General features: G+C 64.3%; 15 protein-coding genes and 1 pseudogene. 11 read left to right on the top strand and 5 right to left on the bottom strand.

Going from position 1 to position 16,134, the window contains the following annotated elements:
• Window positions 1-184: 184 nt before the first annotated feature.
• From ACNANG_RS20480 to ACNANG_RS20465, 4 genes are all read right to left on the bottom strand, one after another.
• Complete coding sequence (locus tag ACNANG_RS20480; RefSeq protein WP_420224555.1) at window positions 185-805, bottom strand: hypothetical protein; 621 nt, start codon at window positions 803-805, stop codon at window positions 185-187.
• Between the two features lie 236 nt (window positions 806-1,041).
• Window positions 1,042-1,821 (bottom strand): 2-keto-4-pentenoate hydratase, encoded by a 780-nt coding sequence (locus ACNANG_RS20475; protein WP_420224554.1) that lies wholly within the window; start codon window positions 1,819-1,821, stop codon window positions 1,042-1,044.
• Entirely contained in the window at window positions 1,818-2,636 is an 819-nt protein-coding gene (gene mhpD / locus ACNANG_RS20470; RefSeq protein ID WP_420224553.1) for a 2-keto-4-pentenoate hydratase, read from the bottom strand. Before mhpD ends, ACNANG_RS20475 begins: the two co-directional genes overlap by 4 nt.
• Window positions 2,637-2,747: 111 nt before the next feature.
• The gene (locus tag ACNANG_RS20465) at window positions 2,748-3,305 is read right to left on the bottom strand and encodes a MarR family winged helix-turn-helix transcriptional regulator (RefSeq protein WP_420224552.1); all 558 of its coding nucleotides are present in this window, start codon (window positions 3,303-3,305) and stop codon (window positions 2,748-2,750) included.
• A 141-nt stretch (window positions 3,306-3,446) separates the two neighbouring features.
• Here ACNANG_RS20465 and ACNANG_RS20460 point away from each other — a divergent pair, with 141 nt between their 5' ends.
• From ACNANG_RS20460 to ACNANG_RS20410, 11 genes are all read left to right on the top strand, one after another.
• Entirely contained in the window at window positions 3,447-4,904 is a 1,458-nt protein-coding gene (locus tag ACNANG_RS20460) for a 2-hydroxymuconic semialdehyde dehydrogenase (RefSeq protein ID WP_420224551.1), read from the top strand.
• Between the two features lie 67 nt (window positions 4,905-4,971).
• Entirely contained in the window at window positions 4,972-5,940 is a 969-nt protein-coding gene (locus ACNANG_RS20455; protein WP_420224550.1) for a LysR substrate-binding domain-containing protein, read from the top strand.
• Between the two features lie 144 nt (window positions 5,941-6,084).
• Complete coding sequence (locus ACNANG_RS20450; RefSeq protein ID WP_420224549.1) at window positions 6,085-6,600, top strand: 3-hydroxyanthranilate 3,4-dioxygenase; 516 nt, start codon at window positions 6,085-6,087, stop codon at window positions 6,598-6,600.
• Window positions 6,597-7,586, top strand: a complete 990-nt coding sequence (locus ACNANG_RS20445; protein ID WP_420224548.1) for an MBL fold metallo-hydrolase — start codon at window positions 6,597-6,599, stop codon at window positions 7,584-7,586. The genes ACNANG_RS20450 and ACNANG_RS20445 overlap by 4 nt, the downstream gene beginning before the upstream one ends.
• A 24-nt stretch (window positions 7,587-7,610) precedes the next feature.
• Window positions 7,611-8,795, top strand: a complete 1,185-nt coding sequence (locus ACNANG_RS20440; RefSeq protein ID WP_420224547.1) for an ABC transporter substrate-binding protein — start codon at window positions 7,611-7,613, stop codon at window positions 8,793-8,795.
• A gap of 62 nt (window positions 8,796-8,857) precedes the next feature.
• Window positions 8,858-10,027 (top strand): ABC transporter substrate-binding protein, encoded by a 1,170-nt coding sequence (locus ACNANG_RS20435; RefSeq protein ID WP_420224546.1) that lies wholly within the window; start codon window positions 8,858-8,860, stop codon window positions 10,025-10,027.
• Window positions 10,028-10,030: 3 nt separating this feature from the next.
• Window positions 10,031-10,930, top strand: coding sequence for an alpha/beta hydrolase (locus ACNANG_RS20430; RefSeq protein ID WP_420224545.1), 900 nt, complete (start codon window positions 10,031-10,033; stop codon window positions 10,928-10,930).
• Between the two features lies 1 nt (window position 10,931).
• Window positions 10,932-11,852 carry a branched-chain amino acid ABC transporter permease gene (locus ACNANG_RS20425; protein WP_420224544.1) on the top strand — a complete coding sequence of 307 codons (921 nt, stop codon included), beginning with the start codon at window positions 10,932-10,934 and terminating at the stop codon, window positions 11,850-11,852.
• A 14-nt stretch (window positions 11,853-11,866) separates the two neighbouring features.
• The gene (locus ACNANG_RS20420; protein ID WP_420227609.1) at window positions 11,867-12,796 is read left to right on the top strand and encodes a branched-chain amino acid ABC transporter permease; all 930 of its coding nucleotides are present in this window, start codon (window positions 11,867-11,869) and stop codon (window positions 12,794-12,796) included.
• Complete coding sequence (locus tag ACNANG_RS20415; RefSeq protein WP_420224543.1) at window positions 12,793-13,572, top strand: ABC transporter ATP-binding protein; 780 nt, start codon at window positions 12,793-12,795, stop codon at window positions 13,570-13,572. The genes ACNANG_RS20420 and ACNANG_RS20415 overlap by 4 nt, the downstream gene beginning before the upstream one ends.
• 1 nt (window position 13,573) lies before the next feature.
• The gene (locus ACNANG_RS20410; RefSeq protein ID WP_420224542.1) at window positions 13,574-14,284 is read left to right on the top strand and encodes an ABC transporter ATP-binding protein; all 711 of its coding nucleotides are present in this window, start codon (window positions 13,574-13,576) and stop codon (window positions 14,282-14,284) included.
• Window positions 14,285-14,366: 82 nt separating this feature from the next.
• Here ACNANG_RS20410 and msbA read toward each other — a convergent pair.
• A pseudogene (gene msbA, locus ACNANG_RS20405) lies at window positions 14,367-16,060 on the bottom strand (lipid A export permease/ATP-binding protein MsbA).
• Between the last annotated feature and the right edge of the window lie 74 nt (window positions 16,061-16,134).

Below are 16,134 nucleotides of genomic sequence, written 5' to 3'. Positions count from 1 at the left end.
CCGCAGGCACTGGACGGAACAACGGCCACCCCAGGTGGCCGTTGCCGCTTGCTGTATTCCCGCTGCGCGCCAAGCGCATCACGCCGGCAGCCACGGAACATCATCAACCTGAGAAATGCCGGACCTCGTCAGCACGCTGAACGACCGCCGGCATCATCAGCAGGCTGATGAATCCTGCTCCGGATCAGCGGCCACCGCCACCCGCGCCACCGGCACCCCCTGCTCCGCCACCGGCACCGCCCATACCGCCACCGGCACCGCCCATACCGCCACCGGCGCCGGCGCCACCCATGCCGCCGCCCGCGCCGCCCATGCCGCCGCCGGTCGAACCTCCCATGGCGCCGCCGCCCGTCGAGCCGCCGCCCATGCCACCGCTACCAGGCGTGCCGCCCATCGAACCGCCGCCCATCGAGCCCGTGTTGCCGCTCATCGAACCGCCTGTGCTGCCGGCGCCGCTGCCGGTGCCGCCGTTCATGCCACCGGTGGTCGGACCGCTGCCCGTGGCGCCGCCGCTCATCGAACCGCCGGTACCATTCATCGTGCCCGTGCCGCCGGTGGTTCCCGACCCGCTACGGTTGTTCATCGAGCCGGTGCCCGTGCCCGAGCGTGTGCCCGTGCCGGCATTGCCCGACGCATTGGAGTTGCCACCCGAACGCATTCCCGGTGCCGTCGTGGCCGATCCCGGGTTCATTGTGGTGCCGGCGCCGGACATGGAACCGGACGTGCCGCCAGTTTGCGCCACGGCAATCGTGCTGGTGGCCGCAAGGATGGAAGCGATCAGAATGGAACGTGTATATCGAATCATGGTTGTCTCCTGATACTGCGTTTGAGAGATTCATGACCCGCAATCGCCGTGCCCGCGGCGGGCATCCATAAGCTTATGCCCAGCGTCCGCCCAGCGGGAAAACCACGGGCGGCGCGACATCGCGCTGTGAACAAACCGGTAAAGCTTGCCCGTTGCGATGCCCCGCCGCCCATGTTCGCGGCCTGGGATCCGGGGCTGCGTCGTGAGCCCGGAACCGCCGCGCGCGTGCTGTCGGCCTAAGCCGTCACATGGAAACCAATCCGGCCCAGCGACTGCATTTCCAGTTCGATCCAGTCGCCTGCCACCAGCGCTTCGGCCGCACTGGCGCCACCTGCCATCACGATCGATCCCGCCGGCAGCGTCTCACCGGCTTCCGCCACCAGACGCGCGGCCGCCACGAGCGAACGGATGGGATGCCCGAGGATGGCTGCCGTGGTCCCGATCTGAGTCTGCTTGCCGTTGCGCGACATGATCAGGCCCAGGTTCGAAAAATCGATGTCCGGACGATGCCACGCGCCGAGCACGATACCCGATGACGACGCATTGTCGGCCACCACGTCTTCCAGCGAGAACTTGAACGCCTTGTAGCGGGAGTCGATGATCTCCATGGCGGGCGCGATGGCTTCGACGGCGCCAAGGGCTTCGATGGCCGATACGGTGCCGGACAGCGGCTTGTTGAGCAGGAAGGCGATTTCGGGTTCGACGCGGGGATGCACCCGCGTCGACAGCTTGAGTTCGCCGCCCTCGTCCACGCGCATGTCATGGGTCAGGCGCCCCCAGATCATGTCGTGCACGCCCATCTGGACCATCTTGGCGCGGCTGGTAAATCCCATCTTCATGCCAATCCGGTACGCGCCGCGATCCACGCGGCGCTGGATGAGCATTTTCTGGACGTCATAGGCCTCGGCCAGGCTCATGGGCCGGCGTTCTGCGAACTGCTCGGCCTCATGAGGGGTGGATGCCGCGACATCCAGTTCGCGTGCGATCTCTTCCAGGGTCATTGACGATCCGCTCATGCCTTTTGCTCCTGTGCGCCAAATACGGCCCGGACGCTGCCCAGTCCGGCGATACGCGCCTCGAACCGGTCCGCGCCCGTGACGGCCACCATGGGGCCCAAGGCGCCCGTCATCAGAATGTCGCCCGCCTTCAGCGGCTGTCCACATTCAACCATTTTGCGCGCCAGCCACAACGCCGCGTTCAGCGGGTGGCCCAGGCATGCAGCGCCGGCGCCAATCGATACCTGGTCGCCATTGCGTTCCATGACCATGCCGCACAGCCGCGCATCGAAGGCATCGAGCTTGACCGGGCGATTGCCCAGCACGAACAGGCCGGATGAGGCGTTGTCGGCAATGGTGTCGACGATGCCGATCTTCCAGTTGGCGATCCGGCTGTCGACGATCTCGATCGCGGGCAGCGCATAGGCCACCGCCGATATCAGTTCGGCCATGGTGGCCTGCGTCACATCCAGGTCACGTTCCATGACCAGCGCGATTTCAGCTTCGACCTTGGGCTGGAGCAGCGTGCCGGCAGGCACTTCTTCGCCGTCGCACACGGACATGTCGGCGAACAGCATGCCGTAGTCGGGCTGGTCCACCCCCAGTTGGGCCTGGACCGATTTGGACGTCAGGCCGATCTTGCGGCCGACCAGACGGCGCCCCTGCGCCAGCCAGTGATCGGTATTGGCCTGCTGCACGGCATACGCTGCCGCAAGGTCGTTGTCCGGCAATGCCGTCCGTAGCGGGTCGATGGCAACGTGCGTGTCCAGGGCCGTGCGCAGACGCTGCGCAAGATCCGAGATCAACGCGGCGTCGGGAGTTGGTGTCTGCCCCATGCGTGTCCTCGTGGTTTTATGACGTATACGTACGAATATACGAGTTTTTAATGACGAAAAGCAAGCGCCATGACAGCACAGCCGCAGCGTCGCGTCCAGCCGCCGGCTGCGTCAGACCTGGACGCCCGCCACGATTTTCAGGCACTTCATGAACAGCGCCCGGTATTCGGCGGGCAGCACGCCGATGATCGCGTCCTCGACCTCTCTGTCGCGGGGCAGCACCCGCTGCAGCAGCGCAAACCCGCTGTCGGTAATGTGCACCGCGTAGGCGCGGCCGTCGCCCGCTGCCCGCATCCGCTTCAGGTAGCCCTTGCGCACCATGCGGTTGACCATGTCGGCCAGCGAATTGCGATCGAGCGCGATGTAATCGCCCAGCTGATTCTGCGTGGCGCCCGGATGCTTGCAGACCGTGATAAGCAGCGCTTTCTGGCGCGGCGTGATGTCCTCGTCCTGGAAGTGCTCCATGAACATGGCTTCAGCGCGGAAATGCGCGCGGCGCAGCAGGTGCGACGCCACGTCGGTCAGTTCGAACGCGGCAATCAGCGCATCGCGCTGCGCATCGGTCGGTTCCGCACCGGTAGCAGCGTCGGCGCCGGCGTCCGGACGGCCAGTCGGCTGGGGATCCGGGATGTCGCGCGGGTCGGAGTGGCGGGGCGTATCAGATGGCATGCGAAAGCGCTCAGGAAGACATCATTCGATCTTACCCGCCGTGGCGCGGCCGTGCCGAGGTGGCGCCAGGCCAACGGTTTTGCTTCCCAAAAACGCAAAGTGCCGGTAGATTAGTACGTATACGTCATTTGAGGACACATCATGTCGGTCAGACACCTGCGCAATTTCATCGGCGGCCGCTTTCACGACGGCATCCGTACCTTCGCCAAGCACAATCCCGCCGATGGCGCGCTGATCGCCCAGGTGCATGAAGCCAGCCGCGACCAGGTCGACGCCGCCGTGGCGGCAGCCCGGGCCGCCCTGCCCGGCTGGGCCGCGCTACCAGTCGGCGAACGCACTGCCTACCTGTATGCCTTGGCAGATGGCATCGAACGCCGCTTCGATGAATTCCTGCAGGCCGAAATTGCCGACACCGGCAAGCCGGTAGGCTGGGCCAGCCAGATCGACATTCCGCGCGGCGCCGCGAACTTCCGGTCTTTCGCCGAAATCGCGCGCACGCTGGACATGGAAAGCTTCATGACGGACACGCCCGACGGCCGGCAGGCGTTGAATTACGCCTATCGGAAACCGTTGGGCGTGGTCGGCGTGATCTCGCCCTGGAACCTGCCCTTGCTGCTGTTTACGTGGAAGGTCGCGCCCGCGCTGGCGTTCGGCAACACGGTGGTCGCCAAGCCGTCCGAAGTCACCCCCTCTACCGCGACGCTTCTGGCCGAAGTGGCCGAAGAAATCGGCCTGCCGCCCGGCGTCTTCAACGTCGTGCACGGCTTCGGTCCGAACTCGGCTGGGGAATTCATCACGACCCATCCCGACATCGACGGCGTGACCTTCACGGGCGAAACCGCCACCGGCAGCACCATCATGAAGGCGGTCGCGCCCGGGGTGAAACCCGTGTCGTTCGAACTGGGCGGCAAGAACGCGGCCCTGGTGTTCGACGACGCGGACTTCGATGCCGCCGTCGCGGGCGTGGCACGATCGGTCTTCGCCAATTGCGGCCAGGTCTGCCTGTGCACCGAACGTGTCTACGTGCACCGGTCCATCTTCGACAAGTTCGTGAGCGCGCTCAAGACGGAAGCCGAGAAGCTGGTGCTGGGCTGGCCGATGGATCCGGCAACGACCATGGGGCCGCTGGTCTCGCACGAGCATCGCAGCAAGGTCCAGTCCTACCTGAAGCTGGCCGTGGAAGAAGGCGCCACCGTGGTGACTGGCGGCGGCGTGCCGACCTTTGGCGATGCGCGCGATGAAGGCGCCTACATCCAGCCGACCATCTGGACCGGCCTGCCCGAAACGGCCCGCTGCATCAAGGAAGAGGTGTTCGGCCCGGTATGCCACATTGCCCCCTTCGACACGGAAGACGAGGCGATCCGCATGGCCAACGACACCCATTACGGCCTGGCCGCGGCCGTCTGGACCACCAACCTGACACGCGGCCATCGCGTGGCGCAGGCCATGAACGTGGGCCTGGCCTGGGTCAATTGCTGGTTCCTGCGCGACCTGCGCACGCCCTTTGGCGGCAGCGGCCTGTCGGGCATCGGCCGGGAAGGCGGTCGACACTCGCTACACTTCTACACCGAACCCACCAACGTGTGCGTGAAGCTGTGATGCCGCGCGGGTGACTGTCCAGCCCGGCCCCGTCGACCCTGACGGGGCACCCCGACCGGCGTCCGTCATGTCGAATTTCCGCATTACCCCGAACGCGCTCGGGCACAAATTCAAGCTCCATCAACTGCAGATCTTCGAACGGGTGCTCGAGCGCCGGTCGCTGTCGCGGGCCGCGAACGAACTGAACCTGACCCAGCCCAGCGTCACCAAGGCGATTTTCGAGCTGGAAAAGTTCGTGGGAGCCACACTGTTCGAACGGTCCAACCGGGGCGTGGTGCCGACCGAACTGGCGCATATGCTTGGCCGCCGCGTCAAGACCCTGATGGCCGAACTGCGCTACATGACCGACGAACTCAATGCCGTGCTGAGCGGCGAAAGCGGTCATGTCATCGTCGGCACGTTGATCGCCGCGTCGGCCAAGCTGCTGCCCGAAGCGATCGCGCTGCTGATGCAGGAACATCCGGGCATTCTGGTCACGATCACCGAAGGCCCGTCCTCCCACCTGTTCCCCGCCCTGGCGACCGGCGACCTGGATGTCGTGGTGGGCCGACTGCCTGAGCGCGACATTGCGCTGGGCTACTCCTTTCCGCTGGTCCACCACGCGCTGTACGAAGAAAAACTGTGCGCCGTGGTGGGCGCGCAGCATCCCCTGGCCGGCGAGACAGCCCTGGACCTGGCGGCGTTGATCGATCATCCCTGGATCCTGCCATCGTCGGATTCGCCGCTGCGCACCGCCGTGGAGCAGACCTTCTATCGAACCGGTCTGGGACTGCCCACCCGCCACATCGAATCCCTGTCCCTGCTGACCAACGTCGGCATCCTGCTGCGCACCGATGCGATCGCGCTGATGCCGCACGACGCGGCCGACCAGTTCCTGCAGCAAGGCATGCTCAAACGGCTTCCCATCGACACTTTCGGCCAGTTCGGCAAGGTCGGCTACTCGGTCCGCGCCCACCGTCAACTGACCCCGGCCAGCCAACACCTGATCGAATACCTGCATCGCATCGCCGACGCCCGGACTGGTCGCGCCGCCTAGCGTCACCTTGGTGCCTGACGCACCGTCTGGCACCATAGCCAAAACGAATATCCCGGACGCCAAGTTCTATTTTGACGAGAGCCCGCGCGCGCCTAGACTGAGCACTCACAGCGGAGACACGCCTATGACCGGATACGGCCCCCCATGAATTTCCTGCGGTGGATCGACGACCACGACCACCTTCTGAAACCGCCCGTGGGCAATCAGCAGATCTGGAAGGACACCGATTTCATTGTGACCGTGGTGGGCGGACCCAACCATCGCACCGACTTCCATGACGATCCGCTCGAAGAATTCTTCTATCAGATCAAGGGCAACGCCTGGCTCAAGCTGTGGGTCGATGGCAAGGAAGAACGCGTCGACCTGAAAGAAGGCGACATCTTCCTGCTGCCCCCCCATGTGCGCCATTCGCCGCAGCGGCCGGAAACCGGCAGCGCCTGTCTGGTCATGGAACGTCAGCGTCCGGAAGGCCTGCTCGATGGCTTCGAGTGGTATTGCCTGAACTGCGGCAGCCTGGTGCATCGCGTCGAAGTGCAGCTCAAGAACATCGTGACCGACCTTCCGCCGCTGTTCGAGGCCTTCTACGCCAGCGAATCCAACCGCACCTGCGGCAAGTGCGGCAGCGTGCATCCAGGCAAGCACGCTCCGATCGCGCAATGACGGCGCTTCGGCCCGACGCCGCGAAGGATGGCATCGTTGATGGTGTCATCGATTCCGCGGTCATCGATTTCGGCGGCGTGCAGCTGATCCGGCTGGTCGAGACCGAAGGACCGCTGTTGCGGCCGGCCGAAATCTTTCCGGATTCGACACCGCAGGATATCCAGGCCAACCTGGACTGGCTGGTCCCGCGCTTCTACGACCCGCACACCGACAGGCTGGTGATCAGCATCCAGTCCTTCCTGCTGCGCAGCGGCGGCAGGAACATTCTGGTCGACACCTGTGTGGGCGACTGCAAGCCGCGCGTGCGCGCCGATTTCGACCGGCAGCGATGGGGCTGGCTGGACACGCTCAAGGCCACGGGCCTGGGGCCCGAAGATATCGACATCGTGCTGTCCACCCACCTGCATGTGGACCACGTCGGCTGGCACACGACGTTGGTCGATGGCGCGTGGACGCCCACGTTCCCGAATGCGCGCTATCTGTTCACCCATCCCGAGTGGGCGTACTGGAAGGCCAATGAAGGCCATCCGGGGCTGCTGCGCACCGGAGACTACATTGGCGATTCGGTCTGGCCGATCTTTCACGCCGGCCTGGCCGACCTGGTGCCGATGGATTACCGCATCGATGACCTGCTGCAACTGGTGCCCCTGCCCGGCCACACGCCGGGGCATGTCGGCGTTGCCATCCGGGGCGCCCGGCAACACGGCCTGATCAGCGGCGACGCCTTCCATCACCCGCTGCAATGCTGCTATCCGCAGTGGAGCACCCGTTTCTGCGCCGACCCGGCTCAGGCTCGTGCTTCGCGCGAAGCCTTGCTTGCGCGGTGCGCGCACGATCATACGCTGGTGCTGCCGGCACATTTTCCCGCGCCCACGGCAGGACGGGTGGTTGCCGCGCCAGAGGGCAGCGGACATGCCTACCGGTTCGAGTTCGACGGCGGCGGGATCGACGGCGCAATGCTCGACAACAGCGACAAAAGCGAATAACGTTCTTTTTTCAGCGAGTCTGACATGTCCACGACCTTTCGTTATTCCCGCGCCCTGGCCGGCGCCTGTGTCTGCCTTGGCCTGAACGCCGGCTTCATGGCGTCCGCCCGGGCCGACGTCAAGATCGGTTTTCTCGGGACGCTGTCGGGTCCGGGTGGCACCCTGGGCCAGGACCAGTACGACGGCTTCATGCTCGGCATTTCCAGGGCCGGCGGCAAGCTGGGCGGGCAAGCCGTGCGGGTCATCAAGGAAGACGACCAGCTCAAGCCCGAGGTCGGACGCCAGGCCGTCAAGAAGCTGATCGAACGCGACAAGGTCGACGTCGTTACCGGAATGAGCTTTTCCAACGTGCTGATGGCGGTCGTGCGCGACGTCGTGAACAGCGGCACGGTCCTGATCAGCAGCAACGCGGGGCCCAGCCAGTTGGCGGGCGACCAGTGCTCGCCCTTGTATTTTTCGACCTCGTGGCAGAACGACCAGCAGCACGAAGCCATGGGCAAATATGCGCAAGACAAGGGCTACCGCCGCATTGCGATCATGGCGCCCAACTACCAGGCCGGCAAGGAAGCATTGATCGGGTTCAAGCGTTACTTCAAGGGCGAGATCCTGAGCGAGACCTACACGCAGGTGAACCAGCCAGACTACTCGGTCGAGATCACGCAGTTGCAGACCCAGAAGCCCGACGCCGTCTTCATCTTCTATCCCGGCGGCATGGGCGTGAACTTCGTAAAGCAATATCAGCAGGCTGGCATGCTGGGGAAAACCCCACTGCTGTCCGGATCGACCGTGGACGGCACCACGTTGCCCGCGCTGAAGGAGATTGCGCTGGGCGTCATGTCGGCCGGACCGTGGGCGCCCGACCTGCCAAATGCGGCCAACAAAACCTTCGTGGCCGATTTCCAGAAGACGTACAACCGCATCCCTTCTGCGTATGCGGCCTATGGCTATGACGCGGCGCTGGCGCTCGACGCCGCCTTGAAGACCACGGGCGGCAAGGCCGACGGCAAGACGCTGTCGGCGGCGTTGGCCAAGACGAGCTTCCCATCGGTGCGCGGGGGTTTCCGTTTCAACAACAACCACTTCCCCGTGTCCAACTATTACGCGTTCGAGGTGGTGCGCGACGCGAGCGGGACGGTTAATCTTGCCACTCGCTCGACCGTGTTCCCGGATCACCAGGATCCCTACCACGCGTCCTGCAGCCTTCCTTGACCCGAATTGTCGCCGCACCCCATCGTCCGGGCTCGTCCCGGACGCCACTTCCCGGAGCACGCATGAAAACCGTAAAACTGATCGCCATCGCCTCCTTGATGCAGGCTTCGCTTGCCGCTGCCGCACTGGCCGCGCCCGTCAAGATCGGCTTCATCTCGACCTTCTCGGGCCCCGGCTCGGTGCTGGGCCAGGACCAGTACGACGGGTTCATGCTTGCGGTCGAACAGGGCAAGGGCAAGCTGGGCGATACCGATATCGAAATCGTCAAGGAAGACGACCAGATGAAGCCGGAAGTCGGCGTGCAGATCGCGCGTCAGATGCTGCAGCGGGACAAGGTCGCGATCGTGACCGGCGTCATCTACTCGAACGTCATGATGGCCATCCACCGCCCGATCACCAGCGGCGAAGTGTTCTTCATCGGCTCGAACGCCGGCCCCACGCCCGTGACCGGCAAGGGTTGCTCGCCTTATTTCTTCTCGACCTCGTGGAACAACGACCAGTTGCATGAAGCCGGTGGCGAGTTGACCAACAAGATGGGCTTCAAGAACGTGTACCTGATGGCCGCCAACTACCAGGCCGGCAAGGACGCACTGGAAGGCTTCAAGCGCACCTACAAGGGCAAGGTGATCGGCGAGACCTATACCCAGGTCAACCAGCCCGACTACTCGGTTGAAATCGCCAACCTGGCCGCGGCCAAGCCCGACGCGATCTACGTGTTCTACCCCGGCGGCATGGGCGTGAACTTCACCAAGCAATACCAGCAGGCCGGCCTGTCGACCAAGATCCCGATGCTGTCCAGCTCGACCATCGACGGTTCGACCCTGCCCGCGCTGCAGGAAGCCGCATTGGGCGCCGTGACCAGTTCGTCGTACTCGCCCGACCTCGACAACCCGGCCAACAAGCAGTTTGCCGAGGCCTATCGCAAAAAGTACAACCGCGAGCCATCCCTGTATGCCGCGCAGTCGTATGACGCCGCCCGCCTGCTGGCGTCGGCCCTGAAGAAGACCAAGGGCAACGTTGCCGACAAGGAAGCTTTCCGCGCCGCGCTCAAGGCCGCCGACTTCCAGTCCGTGCGGGGCTACTTTGCGTACAACACCAACCAGTTCCCGATCGCGCCGTTCTACCGCGTGGACGTGGTCAAGGGCGCCGACGGCAAGGTGGCGTTTGCGAACAAGGGCACGACCTTCGAGCGCAGCAAGGACTCGTACGCCAGCCAGTGCGAGATGAAGTAAACGATGGGGACCGCGCCTTACGCTCACTATTCCCCTGAAGATCTCGACCGGCAGTACAACGCGAGGGCCACTGTCGATGACCTCGCGCCCATCCTCGTGCGTTATGCCGAGGAAAGCCGGGTCGCGCGCGACACGCTGACGTGCCACACGGGCGTGGCCTACGGGCCGCATCCGGACGAGACGCTGGATATCTTCCCGGCAAAGCAGCCGGGAAGCCCCGTCCTGATCTTCGTGCACGGCGGCTACTGGCGCGCACTGTCGAAAGACGAGTCGTCTTTCATGGCGCCCGCCTTCGTCGACGCCGGCGCAACGGTTGTCGCCGTCAACTATTCGCTGGCGCCGGGTGCATCGCTGGACGAGATCGTGCGGCAATGCCGCGCGGCGCTCGCCTGGGTTGTGCACGAAATCCATCGTTACCAGGGCGACCCGGCGCGCATCCACCTTGCCGGCAGTTCGGCGGGCGGCCATCTGGTCGGCATGCTGCTGGCCGACGGATGGCATGCCGACTTCGGCATTGCGCCGGACACGGTCAAGAGCGCCACGCCGGTCAGCGGCCTGTTCGATCTAGAACCCCTGATCGCCACCCACGTGAACGCGTGGGTGCATCTGGATGCGGAATCGGCGGCACGGCTGAGCCCCTTGCAGCACCTGCCCAGGCAGGGGTGCCCGCTGATCGTGTCGTACGGCGAGACCGAGACCGCCGAGTTCGCGCGGCAAAGCCGGCAGTATCTGGAAGCCTGGCGCCACCGCGGCTTTCCAGGCCAGTACATCGACATGCCCGGCACCAACCACTTCGACGTCATCCTGCATCTGGCCGACCCGGCTTCGCCCCTGACCCTGGCGGTGTTCGCCGCGATGGGCATCGGCCCGGCGTCCGCATCTTCTGCCGAGAGATCCACCTGACATGTCCGCGACCCTCTTTTTCGCACAGGCGCTGAACGGCATCCAGCTCGGCGTCCTGCTGTTCCTGCTCGCCGCTGGCCTGACGCTGGTGTTCGGGATCATGAACTTCGTGAACCTGGCGCACGGCTCGCTGTACATGATGGGCGCCTTCATCGCCGCGACGCTCTACAACAACACCGGTTCCTTCCTGCTGTCGGCGGCCGGCGTGGTGGTCGCCATGATCGCGATCGGCTTCCTGCTCGATCGCATCGCCTTGTCACGGCTGTACGACCGTGACCACCTGGACCAGGTGCTGGCCACCTTCGGCATGATCCTGTTCTTCAACGAACTGACACGCATCATCTGGGGCCCATCGCCCTACAACATGCAGGTGCCGCCCATGCTGGAAGGCACGATTGACCTGTTCGGCATTGCGTACCCGCTGTACCGCTTCATGATCATCGTGGTCGGACTGGTGGTCGCCGCGGGCTGCTATCTGCTGATCCACAAGACGCGGGTCGGCATGCTGATCCGCGCCGGGTCATCGAACCGGATGATGGTCGGCGCCCTGGGCGTGAACATCCGCATGCTGAACACCCTGCTGTTTGCGTTGGGCGCGGCGCTGGCCGGTATCGCCGGCCTGATGGCCGGTCCCATCTTGTCGGTGCAGACCGGCATGGGCGAACCGGTACTTATCCTGACCATGGTGGTGATCGTGATTGGCGGCATCGGGTCGGTGCGCGGCGCGTTCCTGGCCGCCCTGATCGTCGGCGTCGTCGACACGCTGGGCCGTTCCATGCTGCCGTGGATCCTGCGCGAAGTGCTGTCGCCGTCGGCCGCGAACGCCGCCGGTCCGGCCATCGCCTCCATGCTCATCTACGTGATGATGGCGCTCATTCTCGCCCTGCGTCCGCAAGGCCTGTTTCCCGTACGTCACGGCTAGGAGCCGATGTGAAGATGACTCCCCGCACGATAGCCACCGTGCTGATCCTGCTGTTCCTGGGCTGCGTGCCCGTGTATGCGCAGATCGCCGGTGAACCGTTCTACCTTGCCCTGTTCGGGCGCGTGCTGGTCTATGCGATTGCCGCCGTGTCGCTCAACCTGCTGCTGGGGTATGGCGGCCTGGTCAGTTTCGGCCATGCCCTCTTCCTGGGGCTGGGCGCGTACTCAGTCGGCATCCTGAGCCACCATGGCATCGACAACGGCTGGCTGCATCTGCTGGCCGCCATCGTCGTCTGCGGCGTGGTCGGCGTGATCAGCGGCGCCGTGGTGCTGCGCACGACGGGCATCGCCTTCATCATGATCACGCTGGCATTTGCCCAAATGTTCTACTTCCTGACCGTCAGCCTGAATGAGTATGGCGGTGACGATGGCATGTCCATCTTCCAGGGCAGCAACTTCGGCATCCTGAAGCTGGACGAACCCCTGACGCTGTACTACACCAGCTTCGTGCTGCTGCTGGTGCTGCTGTTCGCCATGCACAAGCTGATCGGCTCGCGCTTCGGCATGGTGATCCGGGGCACGCAGACCAACGAACGCCGCATGAAGGCGATGGGCTTCGCGCCCCTGCCCTACAAGCTGACGGCCTATGTGCTGTCGGCCATCGTGTGCGGCCTGGCCGGCGTGCTGATCGCCAACCTGACCCTGTACATTTCGCCGTCCTACCTGGCGTGGACCACGTCGGGCGAACTGGTGGTGATGGTCGTGCTGGGCGGCCTGGGCACCCTGATGGGACCGGTGGCCGGGTCGGTCGCCTTCCTGATCATGGAAGAAGTGCTGAAGGCCTGGACCGAGCACTGGATGCTGGTGCTTGGCCTGATCATCGTCGTCATCGTCATGGTGTCGCGCCGCGGCATCATCGGCAATCTGCCAGGAGGTTCGCGATGACATTGCTGCGCGCAGATCATCTGATCAAACGTTATGGCGGCCTGACCGTGACCGACGACGTGTCGATGTCGGTCAACGCCGGCGAGATCCATGCCGTCATCGGCCCCAACGGCGCGGGCAAGACCACGCTGATCGGGCAGCTGAGCGGCGAAATCAAGTCCAACTCCGGCACCATCATTTTCGACGGCAACGACATCACCTCGCTCCCGATCGAACAACGCGTGCGCCGCGGGCTGGCGCGTTCGTACCAGATTACGTCGGTGTTCCCCGACTTCACGGCGCTGCAGAACGTGGCGTTGGCCGTACAGGCGCAGCGTGGCCACAGCTTCCGTTTCTGGGAACCGACCACCGTCTCGCGCGAACTCAACGATCCGGCGCACCAGGCGCTTGAACTGGTGGGCCTGGCGTCCCGCGCGAACACACGTGTCGGCGACATGGCGCACGGCGAACACCGGCAGCTGGAACTGGCCATGGCGCTGGCCTGCGAGCCACGCATGCTGCTGCTGGATGAACCCATGGCCGGCATGAGCCAGCGGGAATCCGAAACCATGACCGAATTGCTGCTGCGCTTGCGCGGCAAATACGCCATGTTGCTGGTCGAACACGACATGGAAGCCGTGTTCGCGTTGTCGGATTGCATTACCGTGCTGGTGTACGGCAAGAAGATCGCCAGCGGCACCCCCGACGAGATCCGCCGCAATGAAGACGTCAAGACCGCCTATTTGGGCGAAGAAGACGACGACCTTGCGGCTCACCCTGCCGCCCAGGAGGCCTGACATGGCGCTGCTCGAAGTCGATGACATTGCCGCCAGCTATGGCAACAGCCAGGTCCTGTTCCACATGGGCCTGAAGATCGAAGAAGGCGAATTCGTGACCTTGCTGGGCCGCAATGGCATGGGCAAGACCACCACCGTCAAGACCATCATGGGCCTGATGCCGCCCTCGCGCGGCACCATCCGGTTCGACGGCAAGCCCATCCACAAGGAACCGTCGTACCGCGTCGCGCGCTTCGGCGTTGGGCTCGTCCCCGAAGGCCGCCATATCTTTCCCAACCTGTCGGTGCACGAAAACCTCGTCGCCACGGCCCACAATGGCCTGAAACAGGCCAATCCATGGACGGTGGAACGGGTGTACCAGTTGTTCCCCCGCCTGCAGGAACGCCAGCGGAACCTGGGCGCGCACCTGTCGGGCGGCGAACAGCAGATGCTGGCGATCTCGCGCGCGCTGCTGACCAATCCCAAGCTGATCATTCTGGACGAGGCGACCGAAGGGCTTGCGCCTTTGATCCGTGCCGAGATCTGGTCCTGCCTGCAGACGCTCAAGAACGAAGGCCTGGCCATTCTGTGCATCGACAAGAACCTGGGCCCCCTGCTGCGGACGGCGGATCGGCACTACATCATCGAGAAAGGCCAGATCGCGTGGAACGGCACGTCGGATGCGTTCCGGCGGGATGCGGATTCGTTGCGGGGGTATTTGAGCGCGGCGTGATGGGCGTCGGGAGAGCGCTGGGGCAGCTACTAACTAGCAAGACGTGGCGGTCGCTCCTCCTGAGCGTCCGCCGCGCTTCACCTCAAACCGTCGCCACTTCGCTATTGGCCGAGTCGTGGAACTGCATACGGTACAAGGACGCGTACAGGCCGTTCTTTTCCATCAGCTGCGCATGCGCGCCTTCTTCCACGATCCGACCCTGGTCCAGCACCACGATACGATCAGCGTTCTGGACGGTGGACAGACGGTGCGCGATCACCAGGGTCGTCCGGCCCTTCATCAGCCGTTCCAGCGACGCCTGCACTTGCCGTTCCGACTCGTTGTCCAGCGCCGACGTGGCTTCGTCCAGGATCAGGATCGGCGCGTTCTTGATCAGCGCGCGGGCGATGGCCAGACGCTGACGTTGCCCGCCCGACAGATGCGCGGCATTTTCGCCCACGCGGCTGTGGATGCCGTTGGGCAGGGAATCGACCCATTCGATCAGATTGGCATCGGCCAGCGCGCTGCGGATGGCGTCGTCCGAAGGTTTGCCGTTCACGCCATAGCCCACGTTGGCGGCAATGGTGTCGTCGAACAGCACCACGTCCTGGCTCACCAGCGAAATGTGCGAGCGCAGGCTTTCCAGCGTCAGCGCTTCAATATTCTCGCCATCTACGCAGATCATGCCGCCCGAAGGCAGCGTAAAGCGCGGCAGCATCGACATCAGTGTGGTCTTGCCGCTGCCGGACCGGCCGATGAACGCCACCGTCTGTCCAGGCAGGATTTCGCAGGACACCTGGTTCAGCGTCAGCCGGTCCGTGTTCGGGAATTGGTGCGAGACGTCCTTGAACACGATATGACCCCGCACCGGCTCGGGCAGCGTGCGGGTGCCCGTGTCGACTTCGACGTCCTGGTCCAGCAGCGCAAACACGCTTTCGGCCGACACCAGCATGCGCTGCATGGGGCTGGTGACATTGGCCAGGCGCTTGAGGGGATCCAGCATCTGGATCATGGCCGTCACGAACGCCGCAAAGCCCCCGACCGTGATCTGGTTGGATCCGGACTGATTCAGTGCGGTTGCCACCACGATGGCCAGTGCCACGGCGGCAATGGTTTGCGTGATGGGCGACGCAGCGGCCGACGCCACGGTGTTGCGCATCGCAAAGCGGCGCAGGCGGTTGTTGATTTCCCAGAAGCGGCTGTTTTCCTGCTCATACCCGCCAAACAGCTTGATGACCCGCTGGCCGTCGATACCTTCGCTGACCACCCGGGTCAGCTCGCCATTCATGACGATCGTTTCGCGATTGATCCGGCGAATGCGCTGCGAAATGCGCCGCATGATGAAGGCTGACAGCGGGAACGCCACCACGGCGATCAGCGTCATCTGCCAGGACAGGTACAGCAGCACACCGACCAGGAACACCACGATCAGGGTTTCGCGCACCAGGGTCGTGATGACATCGGTGGCCAGTTGCATGACATTGGTGGCGTCGACCACGAAGCGATTCAGCAGCACCGACGAGCCCATGCTCTTGAAGTAGGTATCGGGCAGCCGCAGCAGCCGGTCGAACATTTCCTTGCGCAGGTCCGCCAGCACGCTGTTCGCCACCCAGGCCAGCAGGTATTCGCTGGCGAAAGACAACACCCCCGCACCAGGAAGATGCCGATGATGATGGCCGGCACCGTGTATACATAATGCGGCTTGGCGCCACTGAAACCGCCGTCCAGCATCGGCTTCATCAGCACGGCCAGCAGCGGCTGGGACGCGGCGACGCCCACAAGGCACAGCAGGCCCATGGCCAGACGCGGCCAATAACGGAGGACGCGCCCGTAGATCTGGCGCCAGAGATAGGTTTTGACAGGTTGGGAAG

Source organism: Pigmentiphaga litoralis, assembly GCF_048632615.1.
In the GTDB taxonomy this organism is placed as follows: Bacteria; Pseudomonadota; Gammaproteobacteria; order Burkholderiales; family Burkholderiaceae_B; genus Pigmentiphaga; species Pigmentiphaga litoralis_B.
The sequence above is the reverse complement of the archived record's forward strand: the minus strand, read 5'-3'. Positions and strand labels throughout refer to the sequence as shown.

What these genes read in the sequence shown, in the direction of transcription:
- ACNANG_RS20455 (WP_420224550.1), top strand. Translation starts at nt 4,972, where the DNA reads ATGTCGAATTTCCGCATTACCCCGAACGCGCTCGGGCACAAATTCAAG.
- ACNANG_RS20450 (WP_420224549.1), top strand. Translation starts at nt 6,085, where the DNA reads ATGAATTTCCTGCGGTGGATCGACGACCACGACCACCTTCTGAAACCG.
- ACNANG_RS20415 (WP_420224543.1), top strand. Translation starts at nt 12,793, where the DNA reads ATGACATTGCTGCGCGCAGATCATCTGATCAAACGTTATGGCGGCCTG.
- ACNANG_RS20475 (WP_420224554.1), bottom strand. Translation starts at nt 1,821, where the DNA reads ATGAGCGGATCGTCAATGACCCTGGAAGAGATCGCACGCGAACTGGAT.
- ACNANG_RS20465 (WP_420224552.1), bottom strand. Translation starts at nt 3,305, where the DNA reads ATGCCATCTGATACGCCCCGCCACTCCGACCCGCGCGACATCCCGGAT.
- ACNANG_RS20440 (WP_420224547.1), top strand. Translation starts at nt 7,611, where the DNA reads ATGTCCACGACCTTTCGTTATTCCCGCGCCCTGGCCGGCGCCTGTGTC.
- ACNANG_RS20480 (WP_420224555.1), bottom strand. Translation starts at nt 805, where the DNA reads ATGATTCGATATACACGTTCCATTCTGATCGCTTCCATCCTTGCGGCC.
- ACNANG_RS20435 (WP_420224546.1), top strand. Translation starts at nt 8,858, where the DNA reads ATGAAAACCGTAAAACTGATCGCCATCGCCTCCTTGATGCAGGCTTCG.
- ACNANG_RS20410 (WP_420224542.1), top strand. Translation starts at nt 13,574, where the DNA reads ATGGCGCTGCTCGAAGTCGATGACATTGCCGCCAGCTATGGCAACAGC.
- ACNANG_RS20420 (WP_420227609.1), top strand. Translation starts at nt 11,867, where the DNA reads ATGACTCCCCGCACGATAGCCACCGTGCTGATCCTGCTGTTCCTGGGC.
- mhpD (WP_420224553.1), bottom strand. Translation starts at nt 2,636, where the DNA reads ATGGGGCAGACACCAACTCCCGACGCCGCGTTGATCTCGGATCTTGCG.
- ACNANG_RS20460 (WP_420224551.1), top strand. Translation starts at nt 3,447, where the DNA reads ATGTCGGTCAGACACCTGCGCAATTTCATCGGCGGCCGCTTTCACGAC.
- ACNANG_RS20425 (WP_420224544.1), top strand. Translation starts at nt 10,932, where the DNA reads ATGTCCGCGACCCTCTTTTTCGCACAGGCGCTGAACGGCATCCAGCTC.
- ACNANG_RS20430 (WP_420224545.1), top strand. Translation starts at nt 10,031, where the DNA reads ATGGGGACCGCGCCTTACGCTCACTATTCCCCTGAAGATCTCGACCGG.
- ACNANG_RS20445 (WP_420224548.1), top strand. Translation starts at nt 6,597, where the DNA reads ATGACGGCGCTTCGGCCCGACGCCGCGAAGGATGGCATCGTTGATGGT.